19 protein-coding genes are annotated in these 17,146 nt (G+C 68.7%); 5 read left to right on the forward strand and 14 right to left on the reverse strand.

Annotated elements, in window-relative coordinates:
- Position 1: 1 nt before the first annotated feature.
- From ACXC9Q_RS04680 to ACXC9Q_RS04720, 9 genes are all read right to left on the reverse strand, one after another.
- Complete coding sequence (locus ACXC9Q_RS04680; protein ID WP_457055215.1) at positions 2-844, reverse strand: sugar phosphate isomerase/epimerase family protein; 843 nt, start codon at positions 842-844, stop codon at positions 2-4.
- Positions 841-1,980, reverse strand: a complete 1,140-nt coding sequence (locus ACXC9Q_RS04685; protein ID WP_457055216.1) for an ROK family transcriptional regulator — start codon at positions 1,978-1,980, stop codon at positions 841-843. Before ACXC9Q_RS04685 ends, ACXC9Q_RS04680 begins: the two co-directional genes overlap by 4 nt.
- Before the next feature lie 92 nt (positions 1,981-2,072).
- Positions 2,073-2,750 carry a YidC/Oxa1 family membrane protein insertase gene (locus tag ACXC9Q_RS04690; RefSeq protein ID WP_457055217.1) on the reverse strand — a complete coding sequence of 226 codons (678 nt, stop codon included), beginning with the start codon at positions 2,748-2,750 and terminating at the stop codon, positions 2,073-2,075.
- A 45-nt stretch (positions 2,751-2,795) separates the two neighbouring features.
- Positions 2,796-3,056, reverse strand: coding sequence for a DUF6412 domain-containing protein (locus tag ACXC9Q_RS04695; protein ID WP_457055218.1), 261 nt, complete (start codon positions 3,054-3,056; stop codon positions 2,796-2,798).
- Positions 3,056-4,381: an RNA polymerase sigma factor gene (locus tag ACXC9Q_RS04700; protein WP_457055219.1), complete on the reverse strand. Its 1,326-nt coding sequence runs from the start codon at positions 4,379-4,381 to the stop codon at positions 3,056-3,058. The genes ACXC9Q_RS04695 and ACXC9Q_RS04700 overlap by 1 nt, the downstream gene beginning before the upstream one ends.
- 249 nt (positions 4,382-4,630) lie before the next feature.
- Positions 4,631-5,251 (reverse strand): HhH-GPD-type base excision DNA repair protein, encoded by a 621-nt coding sequence (locus tag ACXC9Q_RS04705; protein WP_457055220.1) that lies wholly within the window; start codon positions 5,249-5,251, stop codon positions 4,631-4,633.
- Position 5,252: 1 nt separating this feature from the next.
- Positions 5,253-5,666, reverse strand: coding sequence for a universal stress protein (locus ACXC9Q_RS04710; RefSeq protein ID WP_131337975.1), 414 nt, complete (start codon positions 5,664-5,666; stop codon positions 5,253-5,255).
- Positions 5,667-6,088: 422 nt separating this feature from the next.
- Positions 6,089-7,567 (reverse strand): glutamate--cysteine ligase, encoded by a 1,479-nt coding sequence (locus tag ACXC9Q_RS04715; protein WP_457055221.1) that lies wholly within the window; start codon positions 7,565-7,567, stop codon positions 6,089-6,091.
- A gap of 87 nt (positions 7,568-7,654) precedes the next feature.
- On the reverse strand, positions 7,655-8,416 hold the full coding sequence (locus ACXC9Q_RS04720; protein ID WP_457055222.1) for an MBL fold metallo-hydrolase: 762 nt from the start codon (positions 8,414-8,416) through the stop codon (positions 7,655-7,657).
- Positions 8,417-8,452: 36 nt separating this feature from the next.
- On the opposite strand from ACXC9Q_RS04720, the gene ACXC9Q_RS04725 reads away from it, so the two are divergent.
- Entirely contained in the window at positions 8,453-9,808 is a 1,356-nt protein-coding gene (locus tag ACXC9Q_RS04725) for a DNA polymerase IV (protein ID WP_457055223.1), read from the forward strand.
- The gene (locus ACXC9Q_RS04730; RefSeq protein ID WP_457055224.1) at positions 9,801-10,751 is read left to right on the forward strand and encodes a tetratricopeptide repeat protein; all 951 of its coding nucleotides are present in this window, start codon (positions 9,801-9,803) and stop codon (positions 10,749-10,751) included. The genes ACXC9Q_RS04725 and ACXC9Q_RS04730 overlap by 8 nt, the downstream gene beginning before the upstream one ends.
- Here ACXC9Q_RS04730 and ddaH read toward each other — a convergent pair.
- A complete protein-coding gene (gene ddaH / locus ACXC9Q_RS04735) occupies positions 10,720-11,481 on the reverse strand; it encodes a dimethylargininase (protein ID WP_457055225.1) in 762 nt (253 codons plus the stop codon). The two genes, ACXC9Q_RS04730 and ddaH, sit on opposite strands and share 32 nt — an antisense overlap.
- 48 nt (positions 11,482-11,529) lie before the next feature.
- Between ddaH and ACXC9Q_RS04740 the strand changes: the two genes are divergently transcribed.
- Positions 11,530-12,042, forward strand: coding sequence for a hemerythrin domain-containing protein (locus ACXC9Q_RS04740; RefSeq protein WP_457055226.1), 513 nt, complete (start codon positions 11,530-11,532; stop codon positions 12,040-12,042).
- 52 nt (positions 12,043-12,094) lie between these two features.
- Here ACXC9Q_RS04740 and ACXC9Q_RS04745 read toward each other — a convergent pair whose 3' ends face one another.
- From ACXC9Q_RS04745 to ACXC9Q_RS04760, 4 genes are all read right to left on the reverse strand, one after another.
- A complete protein-coding gene (locus ACXC9Q_RS04745; protein WP_457055227.1) occupies positions 12,095-12,826 on the reverse strand; it encodes an MBL fold metallo-hydrolase in 732 nt (243 codons plus the stop codon).
- On the reverse strand, positions 12,823-13,215 hold the full coding sequence (locus ACXC9Q_RS04750; RefSeq protein WP_457055228.1) for a YccF domain-containing protein: 393 nt from the start codon (positions 13,213-13,215) through the stop codon (positions 12,823-12,825). The genes ACXC9Q_RS04745 and ACXC9Q_RS04750 overlap by 4 nt, the downstream gene beginning before the upstream one ends.
- 112 nt (positions 13,216-13,327) lie before the next feature.
- Positions 13,328-14,464 (reverse strand): saccharopine dehydrogenase family protein, encoded by a 1,137-nt coding sequence (locus ACXC9Q_RS04755; RefSeq protein WP_457055229.1) that lies wholly within the window; start codon positions 14,462-14,464, stop codon positions 13,328-13,330.
- Complete coding sequence (locus ACXC9Q_RS04760) at positions 14,461-15,354, reverse strand: SDR family oxidoreductase (RefSeq protein WP_457055230.1); 894 nt, start codon at positions 15,352-15,354, stop codon at positions 14,461-14,463. Before ACXC9Q_RS04760 ends, ACXC9Q_RS04755 begins: the two co-directional genes overlap by 4 nt.
- A 195-nt stretch (positions 15,355-15,549) precedes the next feature.
- Here ACXC9Q_RS04760 and ACXC9Q_RS04765 point away from each other — a divergent pair, with 195 nt between their 5' ends.
- Both ACXC9Q_RS04765 and ACXC9Q_RS04770 read left to right on the forward strand, forming a co-directional pair.
- The gene (locus ACXC9Q_RS04765; protein WP_457055231.1) at positions 15,550-16,140 is read left to right on the forward strand and encodes a TetR/AcrR family transcriptional regulator; all 591 of its coding nucleotides are present in this window, start codon (positions 15,550-15,552) and stop codon (positions 16,138-16,140) included.
- 199 nt (positions 16,141-16,339) lie between these two features.
- Positions 16,340-17,125, forward strand: coding sequence for an exodeoxyribonuclease III (locus ACXC9Q_RS04770; RefSeq protein WP_457055232.1), 786 nt, complete (start codon positions 16,340-16,342; stop codon positions 17,123-17,125).
- Positions 17,126-17,146 lie beyond the last annotated feature (21 nt).

Below are 17,146 nucleotides of genomic sequence, written 5' to 3' on the forward strand. Positions count from 1 at the left end.
GTCAGGCAGCTCCCGCCAGTCGGAGGATATTGTTGAGCGAGCGCTCGATGGCGTCCGGAGTCGACTCCAGACCCTCGAACTCGAGGCTCACCGGTACGTCGGGCTTGGTGGCGACCAGGGCGAGCAGGCCCGCCAGGTCGAGATCTCCGTGACCCGAGATGGTGCCGAGCAGGTAGTCCCCGGCCAGCGTCTTGAGCCAGCCGTCGCCCGCGGACCGGCGGATGTGGAAGTCCTTCACACCCACGGAGGCCGCGAGGTCGATCAGTCCGGCGGCGGTCTTGCCGGGCACCTCCCCGACGCACAGGCCGTTGCCGAGGTCGAGCGTGACCCGGAAGTTCGGGCGGTCCACGGCGTACACGAGCCGGGCCAGCCGGTCGCTGCCGTTCATGAAGAAGCCGTGGTTCTCGATCGTCGAGACGATGCCCAGTTCCGCGGCGTGGTCGGCGACGGCACGGCAACCTTCCACGACCCGCTCGAACGTCGACTCGAACTCCCCCGGGTCCTGTTCACGCCACGCCCACGGGGCGACGTCGTGCCGGAAGACGCGAGCGCCGAAGCGGTGCGCGACATCCAGTTGCCGGCGGAGGCGGTCGATCTCCTTGTCCTCCGCCGTCCGCAGGTCGCCACTGACGAGGTAGTTCACGATCGGTACGCCGACATCGTCGGAGTGCTTGGCCGCGTCGCGGACGACGCCGTCGTTCTCGAGGTAGTACTCGCCGTCCATCGCGGCGATCTCCAGATGCCCGGCAGGTGATGACGCGACCCAATCCAGGACCCCGATCAGGTCCATCTCGCCGCTGTTCATGAGCCCTCGGAAGCAGTACGAGCTGACTCCTAGCTTCACGTGCTGGTCCTCTCCACGTCGTGAGTGATCCGGCTCCACGGACTCGGGTAGCCGTGAATCCCATAGATGTCTGAACTGAACTGGTCGAACGCGGTGCCGACCGCCCCGAGCACCACGGCCTCACGCCCCAGGGCCGAGGCGACGAACGGTGGGCGCTCAGGGAAGAGCAACTCCTTCTCGACCGCGGCCTCGAGTGGACGAAGCAGCGCGTCACTGTCCTGCGCCAGCCAGCCCCGCACGACCACGACCTCGGGATCGACGACCAGCAACACGGTGGCGATGCGACCGGCGATCTGCGCGCAGAAGTCCGCGATCTCCGCCTCGGCGGCCGCGTCGCCGGCGGCAGCCGCGCTCAGCACGGCCTCGCCGCTCGGGTGTGAGGTCCAGATCAACTGCCCGCGCTGCGCGTTCCGCGTCCAGCGCATGCCGCGCTGCGCTCCGAGCTCCCCGGCGAGCCGGTGGCGTCCTTGCCGAATGACTCCGTTCAGGACGATCGACACGGACAGCCGATGACCTATCTGGAGGTAGACCACGTCGGAGTACCCGCGCCCCGCACCTCCGCGCTGCTCGGCGAGCGCCGCCAGCTTGATGTCGTTGTCGAGGGCAACCGGAAGGCCCAGGTCCTGCGACACGGTCTCCACGATCGGGAGGCCGACCAGTTCGGGCAACGCGAGACTGGCGCGCAGGTGACCGTTCGCCTCGATCACACCGGGCAGAGCCAAGCCGACCGCACGAAGCCGCCCGGCGTCGACCACACCCTGCTCCGCCGCGGCGTCGATCGCGCGCTGGATCAGGGAGACACCGGCACGCCGGTCCCGCTGCAGTTCGGCGTAGCCGACCCGGCGGCCGGACAGGTCGCAGATGACCGCTCGCGCCCCGCGCGGACCAAGATCGACACCGGCTACCAGCCCTGTCTCCCGGGCGAACTGAAAGGCACGCGCGGGCCGGCCCGGACCCACGGTCGCCGGGTCGGTGGACACGACCAGACCGGCCTCGAGCAGATCGTCGAGGACGGCGTGCACCGTGGGTCGCGACAGTCCGGTCTCCGCGCTGATGACTCCGACCGTTTGCGCTTCGTCGGACTCGGCCAGGAAGCGCAGACAGGCGACTTGGTTCGCCGACCGTACGGGATCCATCGCCCTCCATCGCGTTTATGCAACCGGCTTTATTAAAGACGGTAGCAGAATGACGCGACAGACCGCAAACAGATAGTTGCTCCAGGCAACTGTCAGCGCTGCAGGATGGTGCGTTCGGCGACGGTCCAGGCGGTGGTGGTGAGCAGGTACAGGCCGGCGGCCAGTGGCAGGAAGGCTGCGCTGAGCAGGGTGCCATAGGGCAGCAGCTGGGCCATCCGGCGGGACAGTGGCGTAGCCGTCTCGTCGAGTTGGCGCAGGGCGAGGCGCGCCGAGAACCAGGCGACGACCGCCAGCAGGACGGCGAGGACGAGGAACGCCGGGGTGCCGGTGAGGACCGGCCAGTGCAGGCCGAGCGGCGCGCCGAGGAGGCTGCCGCTGATCAACTGGTTCGACTCCCCCGCCACGACCGCACGGGAGAACAGCGTGTACATCAGCCAGAAGAACGGCATTTGCGCGAGCGTGGGCAGGAACCCGGCGAACAGCGACGTACCCGACTCCGCCTGGAGCTTGGCGAGCTCGCGCTGCAGTCGCTCCGGATCGCCACGGTGGCGATCACTGAGCTTCTTCAACGCAGGCATCAGCTCCGCGCGGGCGCGCAACCCGCGATGGGCCCGCAGGCTGAGCGGAACGAGACACAGGCGTACGGCGAGGGTACAGACGACGATCGCGATCACGGCGGCGTAGCTGCCGGTGAGCGGTTCGATGGCGGTGACGAGGGACGTGAGCACGTGATAGGCACCGGCGACCGGTGCCTCCAGGAACGAAGGCACAGCACAACTCCACGAGTGAGAAGGAACGGGTAGCGAGGGAGAGCGCTACCGTCCCGGTGCTCGTGGACGAGGCCGCCCGACGTCGTCCGGATCACACAGCCGGAGGAAAACGGTCTGCTCCGCACGATCGCGGACCGAGGTCGCCCGCGCGAGGAGCGGAGCGGCCGGGGGCGCCGAGGTGCGCGCGACGAGAAGAAGCGTGAACAGCAAGGCCGCCGCCGTGAGCACGGCGGCGGCCAAGGTTGCCGAATCGTAGGCAGGCATCACCAGCGCGAGTACGCCGGCGATCGCCTGACCCACTGTCATCAGTCCAGGTAGTCCCGGAGGACCTGCGAACGCGACGGGTGGCGCAGCTTCGACATCGTCTTCGACTCGATCTGCCGGATCCGCTCCCGGGTCACGCCGTACACCTTGCCGATCTCGTCCAGCGTCTTCGGCTGGCCGTCGGTCAGGCCGAAGCGCATCGAGACCACACCGGCCTCGCGCTCGGACAGCGTGTCCAGGACGGCGTGCAGTTGCTCCTGCAGCAGCGTGAACGACACCGCCTCGGCCGGCACGATCGCCTCGGAGTCCTCGATCAGGTCGCCGAACTCGGAGTCGCCGTCCTCACCGAGCGGGGTGTGCAGCGAGATCGGCTCACGGCCGTACTTCTGCACCTCGATGACCTTCTCCGGGGTCATGTCGAGCTCCTTGGCGAGCTCTTCCGGAGTGGGTTCGCGACCGAGGTCCTGCAGCATCTGCCGCTGGACCCGGGCCAGCTTGTTGATGACCTCGACCATGTGCACCGGGATCCGGATGGTCCGGGCCTGGTCGGCCATCGCGCGGGTGATCGCCTGCCGGATCCACCAGGTGGCGTACGTCGAGAACTTGTAGCCCTTGGTGTAGTCGAACTTCTCCACCGCGCGGATCAGACCGAGGTTGCCCTCCTGGATCAGGTCCAGGAACAGCATGCCGCGGCCGGTGTAGCGCTTGGCCAACGACACCACCAGGCGCAGGTTGGCCTCGAGCAAATGGTTCTTCGCCCGGCGCCCGTCCTCGGAGATCCACTCGTACTCGTCGCGGACCTTCTCCTTCAGCTTGCTCGCCTCGTCGCCGATCTGCTCCTCGGCGAACAGGCCGGCCTCGATCCGCTTGGCGAGCTCGACCTCCTGCTCGGCGTTCAGCAGGGGGACCTTGCCGATCTGCTTCAGGTAGTCCTTGACCGGGTCCGCGGTGGCACCGGCGACCATCACCTGCTGCTCGGGCTCGTCGGTCTCGTCGGCCTCGGAGACGACGAAGCCCTCGTCCTCGGTGAGCTCCTTCTCCAGCGGCTTCACCGCGTCGGGACTGAAGTCCGCCTCGTCCACCTCGTCCAGCGAGCGGGGCTTGCCGGTCTTCGGGTCGATCGCCAGACCCGCCTCGGAAACTGCGGCCTTCTTCGCCGGCGCCTTCTTGGCGGCGGCCTTCTTCGCGGCGGGGATACCGTCCTCCTTGGTGCTGGCGGCAGACTTGGCCGCGGCCTTCTTCACGGCCGCCTTCTTGGCAGCGGGCTCGGTCACTCGGGCGCTGGTCCTCGGAGCCGTGCTGCGAGCTGTGGCGGCCACGGCCCGGGCTGACTCGGCGGGAAGATTCTCGGACGAGCTGGACGACACGAATTACCTCTCGTCTGACGCAGGGTTTGTACGGCGGTACGACGTTGTGATGGTGCTGGTGGTGCCACGTTCTGGGTATGACTGTGTGTGCGCTGCTCGCTGGTCAGGCGGCGGCAACACTACATTGTAATCCGCGAACCAAGCCCAGGCGTCGCGCGACCCCCCGAAGGACATGCGCAGACCTCCACCGTACGGGCGTTCCCGCCCTGGTGGAGGCCTGATCGCGTCAACGTTCGATGTCGTCTGCCGTCACCCGTTACGGGTCCGCCGCAGCGGCGGGGCCACGACCCGCTGCCGGACCACCTGTTGTTCCTGCTTGAACTGCCGCACCCGGACCAGCGACGCCACGTCGATCACGTCCGCGACGGACTTGAACGCGCCGTCCTCGCCGTACGGCTCGGACGCCTCGCGCCACCCGCGCGGGCGGACCTTGAGTTGCTTGCCGAGCAGCGCGACGAAGATCTTCGCCTTCTGCGCGCCGAACCCCGGCAGGGCCGAGAGCCTGGCCAGCAGGTCGTCCCCGGACTTGACATCGGACCAGAGCCCCGAAGCGTTACCGCCGTACTCCTCGTCGAGGTGTTTGGCCAGCGTCTGGATCCGGGCGGCCATCGCGGTCGGGAACCGGTGCACGGCCGGCGGACCCGCTACCACCTCGACGAACGCGTCCGGGTCGTAGTGCGCGACCGTGGCCGGGTCGAACGGTCCGTCCATCCGCTGCGCGATCGCGACCGGGCCCGCGAACGCGCGCTCCATCGGGATCTGCTGGTCCAGCAACATCCCCACCAGCAGGGCGAACGGATCTCTGCTCAGCATCTCGTCGGCGTCGGGCTGCTGTGCGAGGCACAGCTTCTTGCTGCGTGTCGAAGTCACCTCAGTCCTCCCCTTCCTCGGCCTTCACGGCCAGCACCGGACACGGAGCATCGAGCAGCACCCGCTGGGCGTTACTGCCGAGGATGAGTTTGCCGACGGGAGATCGGCGGCGCAGGCCGATCACGATGAACTCCGCGTGCACCTGCTCGGCGACGGCCACCAGGTCCTCCGCCGGATCGAGTCCACGCACCAACTGCCGCACCTCGTAGGGCACGCCGGTCGAGTCGAGCTGTTCCCGTACCTCCGTCAGCGCGGCATCACTCGCCGCGGCCTCATCACTGTCGAAGCTGCGTCCACCCCGGTGCGAGTTCACCACCACCAGTTTGGCGTCCCGAAGCGTTGCTTCTTCCGCCGCCCGCCGAAGGGCCGCACGGCCCTCCGCCTTCGGCACGTAACCCACGACGATGGTTGTCATCGCCCTGCCTCACCTCCGGGTGTCGTGTCGACCCGTTCCGAACGATACTGCTCCCGACCGTGGTCGGCATCCGCTGGATTTACACCAGCTGTGTCGCGGCCGTGACGGAGGGCTGATCGTTACGCGGGTAGTACTCCACCACCGGCTGGACCACCGAGGTGGCAGCCACGCCGGTGCCCGAGTACTACCCGCGACGAAACTCTCTAACCTTCCGGTGGCCACACCTTTGCAGGGCTGTCACCCAACGCGCCACCCCTGTAGTCCGGGTCGTTATCGAACTCGTCCACCCAGTTGCCTTGGGCAAGGTCGCCGGAGCTCGGCACGGTTCCGCCGGAGGGACCCCGGTTCCGCGGCCGGACCCCTGCCGGGCGGAGAGAGTCGTGCGTTCCCTTGTCCAACGTTGTCGTAAATAACTAACCGGTTCAGTCCACCGGCCACTCATGAACTGGCAGGTTCTCGTGCATGTGATCGCGGTAGCGGCGCAGCATTCCGCGCAACGCGTCCCGCCGTCCGTGCGATCCCTGTGTATACAGTCGATGGAACTCGTCGGCCTGCCACGACGCACCATTGCGGTGGGTCAGGCAGCGCTGCTCGATGATTCCGAGCAACCGGTCCCGTACGGCGGTGTCGACGCCCCAGGCCTCGAGTCCCCGGGATGCCAACGGCAGCAGGCGTCTGAGCACCAGCTCGGTCGCGCGCACCGTACCGACACCCGGCCAGAACACCTCCGCGTCGATCCCGTCCTTGGCCGCTTCGTGGAAGTTCTCCTCGGCCGCGCTGAACGACATCTGCGACCAGATCGGCCGTTCGCTGTCGGCAAGGGCCCGCACCAGGCCGAAGTAGAAGGCGCCGTTCGCGATCGTGTCGACGACCGTCGGCCCGGCCGGCAGCACCCGATTCTCCACCCGCAGATGCGGCTTTTCGCGGACAACGTCGTACACGGGCCGGTTCCAGCGATAGATCGTCCCGTTGTGCAGCCGCAACTCCGAAAGGGCCGGTGTGTCGCCGCGATCGAGGACGGCGATCGGATCCTCGTCCGACGTCACCGGCAGCAGCGCCGGGTAGTAGCGGGAGTTCTCCTCGAACAGGTCGAAGATCGAGGTGATCCAGCGTTCACCGAACCACACCCGCGGCCGCACGCCCTGGGTCTTCAGTTCGTGCGTCCGCGTGTCGGCGGCCTGCTCGAACAACGCGATGCGCGTTTCCCGCAATAGCTCCTTACCGAACAGGAACGGCGAGTTCGCGCCGACGGCGAGCTGGACGCCGGAGATCGCCTGCGCCGCGTTCCAGTACCGCGGGAACGCCTCGGGTGTCACCTGCAGATGGAACTGCGTCGACGTACAGGCGGCCTCGGGCACGATGCTGTCCGCGGTCACCTGCAGCCGCTCGATCCCGTCGATGGAGATCTGCACGTCCTCGCCCCGCGCGGCGAAGATCTGGTCGTTGAGCAAGGCATACCGCGGGTTCGTGCTCAGTGCCTCGCGATGGATGTGCTCGGTCAGCAGCGTCGGCAGGATACCGACGACAACCATCGACGACCCGGTCCGGGCCGCCTTCTCCTCGGCCGCGTTCAGGCTCTCGCGGATGCTGGACTCCATCGTGTCCAGGCCGATGCCGTCGATCTGCCCGGGTGGCACGTTGATCTCGATGTTGAACTGGCCGAGCTCGGTCTGGAACGCGTCGTCCTCGATCGCGCTCAGAACCTCGCCGTTCTTGAACGCCGGGTCGCACTGCTCGTCGACCAGGTTCAGCTCGATCTCGATCCCGGTCATCGGCCGCTCGGGTGCGAACCGGTTCTCGCGCAGCATCCGCGCGAAGGCGTCCAGATTGCGATGCACTTGATTGCGGAACGCGGTCCGGTCCGCCCGGGTGAACTCGACCCGGTCGACTTCCTCACCCATTTCGGCCTCCCCTGGTGGGCTCCCCTACAGCATGGCCTCAGTGTGCCCGAAGGTGCCCATCCGTGGGCGGCGCAATCGCGTGGTGGATCAGACCGGGTAGACGATGAAGTGGTCGCGGACGATCCGGACCGGCTCCGGTCCCGCCTCCTCGAGCACGCCGGCGAGCTCGGTCAGTACGGCGGGATCGAGCGGCAACTCGTGTTCGCCGGGGTGCACGGCCGAACCCAGCTCGTAGTCCTGACCGGGCTGGTCCGTCAGCTCGATGTGCGTACCGACGATCCACTCGACGGGATTGCCCGCGGCAACGAAGTCGGTCAGCCGCCGGACACTCGCCCGGAACGCCGGCCAGTCGAAGACGTACAGCCGGCCGGGGTACAGCGAGTCGCCACTGATCAGCAGCCGCGTCGCCCGGTCGTAGACCGCGACGTGCGAGGCGTGGTGCCCCGGGATCGGGATGATGTCGAGGACCCGGTTGCCGAGATCGAGCTGGACCACGTCGTTCGGCCAGTCCGCGATCCCGAAGTACGCCGCCACCTCCTCCGGTGTTCGGCCGACGACGCTGTCGAACTCGGCGTCCCCACCGACGTGGTCGCCGTGCGCGTGGGTGTGGGCGACGATCAGCTCCTGTCCGCTCAGCAGGCTCTCGACCAGTGGGCGGAGCCTCACGTGACCGGTGCCCGTGTCGAGCAGCAGGGCGCGCTCTGTGCCGAGCAGGAGGTACAGGAACGGGCCTTCGAAGTTGGTCCGGAGCGCCTGCCGGATGATCACCGTGCGCTCGTCGTACCAATGGACCTGATGGTCGGGACTCGCCGGATCGGTGCCGTCGTCCCAGTGGTCGGGGAAGCTCATAACGGAATTGTCGGTCATAACAGGGACACTGGGGTCGTGCGTGGGGATCCGTCGGTGCTGCATGTCGATCTGGACGCGTTCTTCGCGGCCGTCGAGCAGCGGGACAAGCCGTCGCTGCGGGGCAAACCCGTCGTGGTCGGCGGAGTCGGCGTCCGCGGTGTCGTGTCGACCGCGTCGTACGAGGCCCGCAAATACGGCGTCCGGTCCGCGATGTCGACCGCGGAGGCGCGGTCCCGCTGTCCGCACGCGGCCTACCTGGGGCCGCGGTTCGAGGTGTACCGGCAGTCCAGCCGAGCGGTGATGGCGGAGATGCGGGCGCTGTCGCCGCTGGTCGAGCCGCTGTCCCTGGACGAGGCGTTCATCGACCTGGCCGCGTCCGGGCTGAGCGGTCTCACGGTCGACGACGTGCAGGCGATCGCGAACGATCTCAAGGCGGCGATCCAGAAGGTCAGCGGCGGCCTCACCGCGTCTGTCGGCGCGGGCACGTCCAAGCTGATCGCCAAGATCGCCAGCGATCTCGACAAGCCGGACGGTGTGGTCGTCGTGCCGGCCGGGACAGAGGCCGAGTTCCTCGCGCCGATGCAGGTCACAGTGATTCCCGGTGTCGGTCCGGCGACCGCCCAGCGGCTGAGCATGGCCGGCGTCCGCACGGTCGCCGACCTGCAGCAGCTCGACGAGGAGGAGCTGATCCGTCAGGTCGGCTCCGCGCACGGCTCGAGCCTGTACCGGCTCGCGATCGCGGCCGACGACCGCCCGGTGGTGAGCGACCGGGAGACCAAGTCGGTCAGTGTCGAGGACACCTTCGAGACCGACATCATCGACCGCTCGCTGCTGGCCGCGATCGGCGACCGGATGGCCCACCGTGTCTCCGAGCGCCTGCAGAAGGCGCAGCTCTCCGGCCGGACCGTCACGGTGAAGACTCGTATGCACGACTTCACCACTCACACCCGGTCGTCCACGCTGGCCGGCCCGACCGACGACGCCCGCGTGATCGCCCGGGTCGCCCGCCGGCTGCTCGACGACAGCGAGATCGGCGGCGGCATCCGGCTGCTCGGGGTGGGTGTGTCGTCGCTCGCCGACTGGATCCAGGACGACCTCTTCACCGAGAGCGAGTACGCCGAGGCCCCGGTCGAGGTGGTCGAGTTGCCGGAGCGCCCGCGCGACCAGATCGGGTTCTACCCGGGTCAGGACGTCGCCCATCCCGACTACGGCCACGGCTGGGTGTGGGGTTCCGGACGCGGCCGCGTCACGGTCCGCTTCGAGACCGCGGACACCCCGCCGGGACCGGTGCGGACGTTCGCCACCGACGACCCGGCCCTGTCAAAGGTCACCATCGGGTTGCAGGAGGGAGACGACGAGCCCGAAAGCGACCAGAATAGGCCGAGTGAATGAGGAACGGCGGGGGGTTTACCCGTTCTGTGGCGCGTGCGCGTCGTCGTCGATCGCGTGGCGCGCGGCCGAGACGGCCGGCCCGATGGGGAGCCGGTTCTACGGGCACCGGGACGTCTGCGAGAGCTGCGGATCTTCGGTACGCACGCTCTACAGCACGATCCTGTGGGTCCCGGTGTCGAAGGTCGCCCGGTACCGGATCATCCCGACCGGCGGCCGCAGCTACATCGGCCGGAAGGTGATCGACCGGCCGCTCCAGACCGTCGTACGGCGTGAGCCGGTGTCGGCGCTCGCGAATCACCCGGAGCTGGACGGCGATCCGGCGTACAAGCAGGCCGAGGCGTATTGGCACGAGCGCGAGCCCGGGCAGGCCTTGCCCTTCTATCAATCCGCGTTGGTCGAGCGGGAGAAGGTGCTCGCGGCGGACGACCCGGCGACGCTTCGGGTCCGGCTGCGGGTGGCGCAAGGCCTGCTGGCGACCGGGAACTACGGACGGGCGATCGCGTGGTTCGAGCTCCTGATCCCGCAACTGGTGGATGTGTTCGGGCCGAACCACGACCTGACCCGGACAGCGACCGAGGCCGTCACTGGAGCTCGCCTGATGGTCGGCGGACCGCGCTCCGAGGCGCAACTCCTGCAGGACATCGTCGCGGTCGACACGCTTGACCTGGATCAGCACGACCCACAACTGCTCCGCGACCGGGCGGCCCTTGGGCGCGCGCTCCTCTCCGGTGGGGAGATCGCGGCGTCGATCGAGATGCTCGCGCACGCGGTCGGTGGCGCCGCGGCCGCACTCGGCCCGACCCATCCGGACACCTCGGTCTATCGCACGGCACTTGTGGAGGCGTGCGACGTCGCCAAGGTGCGCGGGAAGAAGCGGGACCTGCAGGCCGCAGAGGCGGCACTGCCGTTGCTCAATGCCGAAGGCGCACCGACAAGCACGTGACACAGCCCTCGAGCTTCTCGAACTCGCTGATGTCCACGACCACCGGCGTGTAGCCGAGCTCCTCGAACAGCTCGGCGGACTTCGGCGCGGAGGCCGCCAACAACAGCCGGTCCTCCCCCAGCAGCACGACGTGCGACCCCGCTTCCTCGGGGACCGGACGGAAGCAGTCGAACGCCGCCTGGTCGTCGACGAGCGGCTCGTAGCCGATCACGGTCCCGTCGGGCAGCGCGGTCACCGCCGACTTCAGATGCAGCACCTTGCGCACCGGCACCGCGCGTACGTCGGCCCCGAGCAGTGCGAGCACGTCCCGCAACTGCCGGATGCCTTCGTCGTTGGTCCGCCCGCCGAGCCCGGCGTACACAGTCGAGCCGACCTTCAGGATGTCGCCGCCGTCGAGCGTGCCGGGCGCGGTGATGTGCGTGATGCGGTAGCCCTGGTCCGCGACCGTCTGCTCCGCGGCGGCCGCCTCCGGCCGGCGCTCGTCGGCTCCGGATCGTGCGATCACCGCGAGGTCGCCGTACACGACCATGGTGTCCTCGATGAACACACCATCGGGGCATTCGTCGATCGCCGGCACCTCGACCGTCGTCCACCCGGTCGCCTCGAGCGCGCCGACGTACCCCTGCCATTGCCGTACGGCGAGCTCGACGTCGACCGGGGTCCGTTCGATGTGCGTGACGAGTCCGTCGGCGAGACGCGGGCTGGGGCGTCGGACCAGGGCAGTCGGCATGGCTGCAGGGTAACCGGGTACCGGAGGGCTCGACGAAGGGAGGAACGGATGCCGAAGATCCTGCCCGCGACGGGTGGCGACGTGGTCGAGATCATCCTGGCGGACCACCGGTGGTTCGAGGAGGCGCTGCGCGAACTGCGCGACGTCCAGAGCGACCGGGAGGCTGTGCTCGCCGATCTGGCGACCGTGCTGATCGCCCACGCGGAGGCCGAGGAAGCGAAGGTCTATCCGGCGCTGCGGAAGAAGGATGCGATCGACGCGGAGGAGGTCGCGCACTCCGAGCACGAGCACGACGAGGGCAACGAGGCGCTGCTCGACCTGATGGAGATCGAGGACACGGACAGCGAGGAGTTCAGCAAGCAGCTCCACGAGTTGTCCGAAGCGCTGACCCACCACCTCGACGAGGAGGAGCGCGACGTTCTCAACCCGGCGCGGACGGATGTCTCCGAGGAGGTACGGCGGAACCTGGGCGACGCGTTCGCCGAGGAGCGGGCGCGTCTGATCGACTCCGGCTGCGGCGACATCGCCAACGTGCGCAAGATCGTGGCCCGAGCGAAGTGAGCGGCAGCCCGGCCACAGAAGGTTCCGGTGTGGCCGGGCTGTTCGGGGCCGCTCACAGCGTGATGGTCAGGCCCTCGTCCGCCGCAATGACCTCACCGTCGAACTCCTGCTCCGCCTCGGCCACCGAGACCGACCGGTCCGAGCCCGGCCAGAAATGCGTCAACAGCAGCCGCCGGGCGCCACGCGCACCACGACCGGCCTCACCAGCCGTCATCAGATAGCGCGGTGTCGTGTCCGGCGACGGACCTTGCAGGGTCGCGTCGGAGATGAACAGGTCCGTTCCTTCGGCCAGCTTCCGGAGGTCAGGAGACGGACCGCTGTCGCCGGTGTAGGCGAGCGACACGCCCGGCGCGGACAACCGCACACCGAAGTTGGTCTTGTAGTGCGGCAACTCGACGGTCTCGACGGTGAACGGCCCGAGTTGCTCGGTGGTCGCGAGGTCGTGGAACTCGAAGACGGTGGCCGGATCCGGGATCGGCTCGAGGGCTCGCAGTACGTCGAGGACGCCCGGAGTGCAGTGCAGCGGGATCGGCTGTGCGTCCGGTGCCTCGTAGTACCTGACCCGGGCGAGCGCACTTACGTCGACGCAGTGGTCCGGGTGCTGGTGGGTGACCACGACCGCGTCGACCTCGCCCTTCGGACGGTGCTCGAGCAGTCGCGGGAGGGTGGCGTACCCAAGGTCGAGGACCACGCGGAAGCCGTCGTACTCGAGCAGGAAGCCGGCGCACGCACGGCCGGCCTCGGGCCAGGCGCCGCACGAGCCGAGGACGGTGAGCGACCTCACCGGACGGCGAAGGGCTGGTCGGTCGGAACGATCTCCTTGCCGAGCGGGACCAGCGAGATCGGGATCAGCTTGAAGTTCGCCACGCCGAGCGGGATGCCGATGATCGTCAGGCACAGCGCGATCCCGGTAGTGAGGTGGCCGAGCGCCAGCCACCAGCCGGCGAACACGATCCAGATCAGGTTGCCGAGCAGCGCGCCCCCGCCGGCGCCCGGCTTGTCGACCATCGTCCGGCCGAACGGCCACAGCGTGTACCCGGCGATCCGGAACGCTGCGATGCCGAACGGGATCGTCACGATCAGCACACAGCAGATGATGCCGGCGATCGCGTAGCCGACCGCCAGCCAGAACCCGGCCAGCACCAGCCAGATCAGATTGAGAAGCGTCCTCATGTCCCCCAGCCTGCCACCTGCCGGACGTGTTCCCGTACCAACCGGGCACAAGTCCGGGATCGTTCCGGGGCACCCCTGACCATCTTCACGGTCTCGTGGACGGCGATCCCGGTTAGTAATCGTCCGTGCTGAGGGTGGCAAAGGTCATTCCCGCTGCGACGAGACGGTTACGCAGGGCCGGGCCTATGGCCGCCGCTGTCGTCGTCTGGCCGGCCGTCGGCGGCAGGTCGTCCAGGGCCAGGCAGAGGGCGCTCTCACCGAGCATCTTCGCGGTCTCGTCGTACCCGGGATCGCCGCCGGCGACCTCGGTGATCACCTCCTTGCCGCCACCGCGGCCGACAAGACGGACGTTGAACCAGGACTTCGCGCGGCGCTCCGCGCTCGGGCCGTCGCCGGGCTTCAGCCGGTTCAGCAACGCATTGCGCAGCGGTGGCACCTGCGCGGCCGCTACCAGGAGGCCGACGGTACCGATGCCGCCGGCAACCATCGGGAGCCGCCTCATCGCCGCGTAGTGCGAGTAGCTGAAGTCGGGGCCGTAACTGTCCAGCAGCCGCGCCGAGTAGCCGACGATCTGCGGATCGATCGTCGGCAGCGGGACGGCCCAGAAGCCTTGCTGACGGTGGATCCGGCCGGTGACCGCGCCGGCCTTGCGACCGTCCGGGCGAGGTTCGGCCTGGCGACGGGCGCGGTGGGCGTCGAGGTGCTGCTTCGGCCGGGAGAAAGCGGTGATCGCGGTGTGGAACGTGCCGCCGGACGGTCGGCCGCCGGCCCGGAGCAGTCCGTCGATCTTGATCGGGACACGCTCGGGGAGTTGCTCGACGGTGTACTGGACGCCGAGGTCGTACGGGATCGAGTCGAAGCCGCACGCGTGGACGATCCGCGCGCCGGTCTGGACGGCGCGCTCGTGGTAGCCGACGTACATGCGGTCGACGAACTCTGACTCACCGGTCAGGTCGAGATAGTCCGTCCCGGCCTCGGCACAGGCCGCCACCACTGGTTCGCCGTACTGGATGTAGGGACCGACCGTGGTGGCCACGACCTTGGTCGACTCGGCCAGGGCCTGGACGGACTTCGGGTCGGTGACGTCCGCGTACAGGACGTCCTTACCGAACACCTCCAGCTTCTTCTGGTTGCGTCCGGCAACGGCCCAGTTGAGGTCGGCCGGTGCGTTCCTCGCCAGGTACTCCGCGGTGAGGGCTCCGGTGAAGCCGCTCGCCCCGAGCAGCACGACGTCGTACGCGCGGCTCACTTGTTCGCGGCCTTCTCCGCGTCGGCCCTGCCGCCGGCGCCCGTGGCGCGGGACGACTCGGCGGCGCCGCGGGCCTGGATGTCGGCGAGTGCAGCCCGGTCGGCCTTGGGCACGCTGAAGCGCGAGCCCAGCTCGATCACGTGTGGAAGCAGCCAGCGGAACACCTTCATGGCTCCGATCCAACCAGGCACGTGCACGGTCCGCGAGCGTTTCCGGATGCCGTCGACGAACTTGTCCACGGCGAAGTCCAGCGGGTACACCTTGCTCGCCAGCGGGATGCCGGTCCGCACCTTGCCGAACACCGGGTGGTCGTCCACTCCCCGCACCATGTCGGTGTCGACGAACGTCATGTGCGCGACGCCGACCCGGACCCCGAGATGCTTCAGCTCCGGTCGCAGGGTGTCGCCCATCGCCTCCACGCCGGCCTTCGCCACGTTGTACGCCGCGAGCCCGGGCATGTGCACGATCGCCGCGAGGGACGAGACCAGCAGGAGGTATCCCTTACTCTCCAGCAAGTACGGCAGGGTCAGGTGGACGGTGCGCCAGACGCCGTACAGGTCGACGTCGAGGACGCGTTCCCACATCTTCGGGTCCATGCTCCGGCTGAAGCCCGGTGCGGCGATCCCGGCGTTCGCCATCACCACGTCGATCCGGCCGTAGCGCTCAGCCACGGCCTCCACTGCGGCACGCAGGGACTCGGTGTCGGTGACATCGGCCTCCCACCAGCCGGCATCCGGGCCGCAGTCCTCCGCGACCTTCTTCAGCTCGTCCGGCTCCAGGCCGACCAGGGCAAGCGTGGCGCCCTCGCGGGCCAGCTTCCGCGCGACCGCGGCCCCGATCCCCCGGGAGGCGCCGGTGACGAGGACGACTTGACCGGTCAACGGGCGCATCTGAACCTCCAGCTTGTTGAGCAGATACTCAACAGTAAGTGCTTGTTGACCGATTACTCAATAGACTGTCCCTATGACTGTGCTTTTGGCCGGGCCTTCGGCGCCGGCGGGGTCATGGGGCCTTGGCTCCCGCCCTTCCCTCGTCGCTCCAGTCGCTTCGCTCCCTCCGCTCCTCAGTCCAGGGCGGGAGGCCCCATGACCCAGACCTCGTCCGCCCGGCTGCGGCCTGACGAACGGCGGGCGCAGATCTTGGCGGCCGCCCGGCGGGTGCTGCTCGCGGATCCGCACCGGGAGCTGACCGTCGAGCTCGTCGCCGCCGAGGCCAAGGTCTCCCCCGCGCTGCTGTTCCACTACTTCGGCTCGAAGAAGAAATTCCAGTACGCCGTGATCGAAGAGGCGGCTGCGGAGGTCATGCTCCGCACCGCCCCGGATCCGTCCCTGCCCCCGGACGAGCGGCTGCGCTCCGGCATCCGAGCCTTCGTCCGCGCCGTCCTCGAGGCACCCCAGCTCTACCGTGCGACCCTCCTGATGTCAGCCGCCGGCGATCCGGACGTACGGGCGTTGCATTCCGAGATCCGGCAGGTCTTCGGCCGATGGGTGATCAGCGCCGTCTCCCAGCGCGGGATCGAGATCACCCCGACCGTCGAACTCGCCTGTCACGGCTGGCAGGGGTACGTCGAGCAGACCCTGCTCACCTGGATCGACCACCCGACGATCTCCGCCGACGCCCTCGAGCACCTCTGCGAGCACTCCCTCGACGCGCTCCTCACCACGACAGCCGACTGAGCAGACTCCGTGACGGGGCTGACCGGGGTGGTGCAGATCGACAGGACGTATACCTCCACTGAGGAGGCGGCGGCTGGTCGGTCAGGCGTGAAACGGGTCGGCCGGGCCGGGGGCCCGGCATATACGTCCTGTCGATCTGCACCACACCGGTGAGATCTCAGGCCGGGCGTTAGGGTTTGCCGTGCTGACGGTTGCCACGGTGAATGTGAATGGGATCAGGGCCGCGTTTCGGCGCGGCATGGGGGCGTGGCTGGCGCAGACGGATCCCGACTTGTTGCTGATGCAGGAAGTCCGGGCGACAGACGACGTACTGCGGGAATTGCTCGGTGGGGACTGGAACATCGCGCATGCCGAGCCGTCGATCGACGGGCACAAGGGCCGCGCGGGGGTCGCGGTGGCGAGCCGGCGGCCGATCAAGGACGAGCGGGGCGAGATCGGGCCGTCGCGGTTCGACGGGTGCGGGCGATGGGTCGAGGCCGACGTGGTCCTCGACGACGGTACGACGCTGACCGCGGTGAGCACGTACGTGTTCACGGGCGAGTTCGAGACGCCGCCGCGGCAGGAGGAGAAGTACGCGTTCCTGGACGCGATCACCGCCCGGTTGACCGAGCTGCGCGCCGACGGGCGGCACGTGCTGATGTGCGGCGACCTGAACATCGCCCACCGCGAGGTCGACCTGAAGGCCTGGAAGGCGAACCGGAAGAAGAGCGGTTTCCTGCCCGAGGAGCGGGCCTGGATGGATCGCTTGTTCGACGCCGGCTGGGTCGACCTCGGTCGCCGCTTCGGCGGCGAAGGCCCCGGCCCGTACTCCTGGTGGTCCTGGCGCGGCAAAGCCTTCGACAACGACGCCGGCTGGCGCATCGACTACCAGATCGCCTCCCCCGCCCTCGCCGCCGCAGCCACGACCTGCGTCATCCACCGCGCCCCGACCTACGCCGCCCGCTGGAGCGACCACGCCCCAGTCGTCGCGACGTACGACGTGTAGGTCTGACGCTCGACCACCTCT

This window comes from Kribbella sp. CWNU-51 (assembly GCF_054073265.1).